The organism is uncultured Fibrobacter sp. (genome assembly GCF_947305105.1).
Classification (GTDB): Bacteria; Fibrobacterota; Fibrobacteria; order Fibrobacterales; family Fibrobacteraceae; genus Fibrobacter.
Window position 1 is genome coordinate 1 of sequence record NZ_CAMZCS010000068.1, and the last position, 3,910, is coordinate 3,910.

Below are 3,910 nucleotides of genomic sequence, written 5' to 3' on the forward strand. Positions count from 1 at the left end.
TAGGGCTACGCCCGTATATGAAGAACCGCCGGCTTCGCCGGCGGGTCCCTTTTTTGTAGATGGAAATTTGCTGTGCTGAGTATTACAGTGGCTCGGCAATAAGTGCGAATGGCTCGGCACCTGTGATGCGGACACGTAATTTTTTGCCTGGTGCGAATTCGCCTGGAATGGCGACCGGGTTGTAGGCTTCGTTCCTTGCGATGGTCGTTCCGCTGCGGTGGCCTTCTTTTTCGATGTGGACTTCTGTTTCGTGACCAATCCAGCGTGCGTTGTTTTCGCGGGCGATTTTTTGGAAAGTTTCGGCGAGCAATGCCGAACGCCGGTGCTTCTCGTCGTCGCTTACAGAATTTGTCTGGTTCATGGCGAAGGCGGGGGTTCCGGGGCGGGCGACAAATCGCGTGATATTGCAGACGGTCGGCCTTGTTTCCTTGAGCAGTTCCAGCGTGGCGTCAAAGTCTTCTTCGGTTTCGCCGGGGAATCCGACAATCATGTCGGTGCTCAATGTGAACTTGTCAAAATTCTTGTTGAATGTTTCTGCCAGTGAGACAAAGTCGCTGGCCGTATGGCGGCGGTTCATTGCCTTGAGGATCCGCTCGCTTCCGCTCTGGACGGGCAAGTGGATGAACTTGTAGACTCTGCTGTCGGTAAAACATTCCAGGAGCGATTCCGCATACGAAAGCATGTGGCGAGGGTTGCCCATGCCGAGGCGTAGCTTGTAGTCGCCCGGAACATGGACGAGTATGTTTTGAACGAGCTTAGCCAGGTTTGTTCCCGTGTCGAATCCGTAACAGCCGCAGTCTTGCCCGGTCAACTGGATTTCGTTGCAACCATCAGCGACAAGGGATTGTACTTGTTCAATGATGGATTCGGCAGGGTAGCTATGCAGACGGCCTTTGACCAGGTGCGTGCTGCAGAATGCGCAGGCATCAAGGCACCCTTCCTCGATGTTGACGATTCCCGTAAACGGGGATTCGCGAAGTGTTGCTTGGCGTGTATCTTTGCTGCTTTCGCCGATGATTTCGGCGGCAATATTTTTTAGGCTCGTAAATTCTATTTTGTTAAAAATGGCAGAGGCTTCTTTCCGGAAATCTGCCGGTGCGCACCCGGTAATGTAGATTCTTGCTTCGGGGTATGTCTCATGCGCTTTTTTCAAGAGCTTGATGGCGCCTGCGTTCCCCTTGACCGTGCATACGTTCAGGTATATTGCCTCGGGTATCTCGTCTGTCGGGAAATTGAAAAGAGTACGGAATTTTTTGGCGAGCAATCGTGCTATCCGTTCGCCGTCTCCGAAATTGGCGGCGCATCCCTGGCTGACTATGGCGACGAGGGGCGCCTGCATTTTAGTGCTCGAAACGCTCCAGCGTAATGCCGGGGTAGTAGTGGCTCAAAATCTCGAGATAACTCTGCCCTGCTTGGGCCCTAGCGCGCACTCCCATCTGGCACATTCCTACACCGTGGCCGTAGCCTTTGCCGCTAAGTATCCAGGAATTTCCCTTGTGGCTGATTGTGAACAGCGACGACGGGAGAATGGTTCCCTTCTGCTTGAATAGCCAGCGTACCTTGTCTCCATAGACTTTAAAAGTGCCTTTGTCTGTAGTCACCTGCAAGGTGTAGATCCTGCCGCTGGGGAGTTTTTTCTTGATGGAAATATCTTTGAGCTTCTTGAATTTCGGGACCTTCGTCTTGGCTTCTTTGCCGTTCTGCTGGAAGAGCGCAATCAGTTCCTTGTCGGTGAACTTGCGTTCCCACTTGCTGTAGTTGGACTCGTTGCACCAAGGTTGCCCATCGGGGCGCAGGTCCGGTACGCTCTTGAGGTACGGCTTGTTCTTCTTGTCCCATGTCACCATCGTTTCTGTCTTGCCACCGCAAGTGGAGTGGTAGTAGGCGATGATGAATTCACCTTTGTACATCATGGTCTCGCCGACGGTGGCCTTCACGGCTGCATTCGTCAGGGGAGTGGCGCTTTTGTAACCCATGTACACTTGATCTTTGGTGTCTGCGTACACGTCAAAGCCCATTGCGTCGCGGCTGTTGAAATGCTTGTACACATAGGTGCGTGCGGCAACCGCTTGTGCCTTGAGCGCTTCGAAGCGGCTGCTGTCCAGCTTGCCGATTTCGTAGGGGATGACTCCACGGACGTAGTCTTCGACGTCGACGATGTTGATTGCCGTGATGCGGCTTTTGGCGGCCTTTACAATAAAGTAGCCTGGATAGCACGAAGACTGTAACTGCTTTTGCGTAGGAGCGATGTTCAAGCATTTGCCTTCGCTGTAGAACTCACGCTGGTCTACCGTTTCTTTGGTCCCGTTGCTTTCGATTTCCAACTGGTTGCCGACAGCGGTAATGGCGATGGTTTGGTTCCCCGATTTGACGAACAACTTTTTTTCGTCTACGAATACGCCTACGCGTACGGGCCTGTCCAGGTTGTCCGGAATTTTTTTGACTTGGATCTTGGGCGGGGTGTCGCCGAACTTGTCTGGTACGCCTGCGCTGATGGGTTGCGCTTCGGTTGCTTGTTCCTGTATAGGCTCTGCCGTCTCGGCCTGGTCGGTGCTCGGTTGCTCCGGCTCGGGGGCTTCTATGACATCGTTTTGCGGCCCGGCATAGGGTTCTTCTTCCTGTGTCGGTGCTGGTTGGCTGGGCTCTGGAACGGGTGCCTGTTGTTCCGAGGCGGGGGGCGGGAGTTCCGGGAGGTCGAATCCGTCGTCCATCCCGTCTTGGGCAAAAGATAGCGCAAAGAAAAAACCTGCGCTAAGGAGGCTAGTTCGGAATAATCCCATCAAATCCATCGTCTCGGTTAGCGATTGTTCTTCTTGAGCTTTTCTTGAGTTTCCTTGGCCATCTTGCGGAGCTTCGACTGGTTCAGCGTACGGTCGGCCGTAGAAATCTTGTCGACGAAAAGGTCGCCGTTCAGGTGGTCGCATTCATGCTGGATGCAGCGGGCGAACAATCCCTCGCAGTTCCTGATTTCTTGCGGTTCTCCGTTGATGTCGAAAAAGCGTACCGCCACGCGGTCGGGGCGGACGACGTTGCAGAACAAGTCGGGGATGGACAAGCAACCCTCGTCATAGTCGACCATCTCGGCATCGGCTTCGGCTTCCCATTCCGGGTTGAACATGATATAGGGCTTCGGTTCCTCTTCGTTGGGAACGGCAGTGTCGATGACGACGAGCCTAATGTTCTTGCCGATTTGCGGCGCTGCGAGCCCACAGCCAGTGGAATCGTAGAGCGTTTCGAGCATGTCGCGTGCCAGTTGGCGGAGTTCCGGCGTGATTTCCGAAATGGGTTCGGATTTTTTACGCAGTACGGGGTCGCCGTAAGTTCTGATGGGGAGCAATGCCATGGGTTGCTTTTGTCCTGTTTTCTAGTCTGTTAGTTACTTCGCTTCTTTCTTGTCGTCAGCCTTGGCTTCTGCGTTCAGCACGCGGAGGATAGCGGACTTTTCGAAATCGATAAGGGTCGTCGATGCTGTACGGACAGTGATAGTGTTCGAGCCTTCTTCCATGGAAGTAATCGTGCCGATGATGCCGGCGGTGGTCATGACCTTGTCACCCTTCTTGAGGGCCTTGCGCATGGCGTCCATCTGCTTCATTTCCTTCTGCTTCGGGCGGATGAAGAAGAACCACATCACGACAAAGAGGAGAATCAGGGGGAGGAAGCTAGTGATTGCGCTCGGCTGTTCACCGTTCGCGGCGGGAGCGGCGTCCTGGGCGAGAGCGGCAATGGAGGAAAGGGTCACGAGGAGTGCAGAAAGTTTCATAATAAGCCTTGTTTTAAGGTGATTGATTGTTTCGCGGTAAATATAGAAAAATGAGACGGGAGGCTATGAGCAATAAGTCTTTGAGAGACTAGAGACTAGAGGCTAGTGAAAAGAATCACGCACTTCGTGCGTCAATATAAGACGGCGAAG

The 3,910-nt window shown here is 53.5% G+C and carries 4 protein-coding genes; all 4 read right to left on the reverse strand.

Features of this window, described 5'->3' with window-relative positions:
* Nucleotides 1-82: 82 nt before the first annotated feature.
* Genes Q0Y46_RS14785 through yajC form a run of 4 tightly spaced genes read right to left on the reverse strand, consistent with a single transcriptional unit; the run spans nucleotide 83 to nucleotide 3,760 of the window.
* Nucleotides 83-1,339: a tRNA (N(6)-L-threonylcarbamoyladenosine(37)-C(2))-methylthiotransferase gene (locus tag Q0Y46_RS14785; protein ID WP_297948588.1), complete on the reverse strand. Its 1,257-nt coding sequence runs from the start codon at nucleotides 1,337-1,339 to the stop codon at nucleotides 83-85.
* 1 nt (nucleotide 1,340) lies between these two features.
* Nucleotides 1,341-2,780: a SpoIID/LytB domain-containing protein gene (locus Q0Y46_RS14790; protein ID WP_297948591.1), complete on the reverse strand. Its 1,440-nt coding sequence runs from the start codon at nucleotides 2,778-2,780 to the stop codon at nucleotides 1,341-1,343.
* 17 nt (nucleotides 2,781-2,797) lie between these two features.
* Nucleotides 2,798-3,343 carry a peptide deformylase gene (gene def / locus Q0Y46_RS14795; protein WP_295682213.1) on the reverse strand — a complete coding sequence of 182 codons (546 nt, stop codon included), beginning with the start codon at nucleotides 3,341-3,343 and terminating at the stop codon, nucleotides 2,798-2,800.
* Nucleotides 3,344-3,376: 33 nt separating this feature from the next.
* Nucleotides 3,377-3,760: a preprotein translocase subunit YajC gene (gene yajC, locus Q0Y46_RS14800; RefSeq protein WP_295682214.1), complete on the reverse strand. Its 384-nt coding sequence runs from the start codon at nucleotides 3,758-3,760 to the stop codon at nucleotides 3,377-3,379.
* Nucleotides 3,761-3,910: the final 150 nt, after the last annotated feature.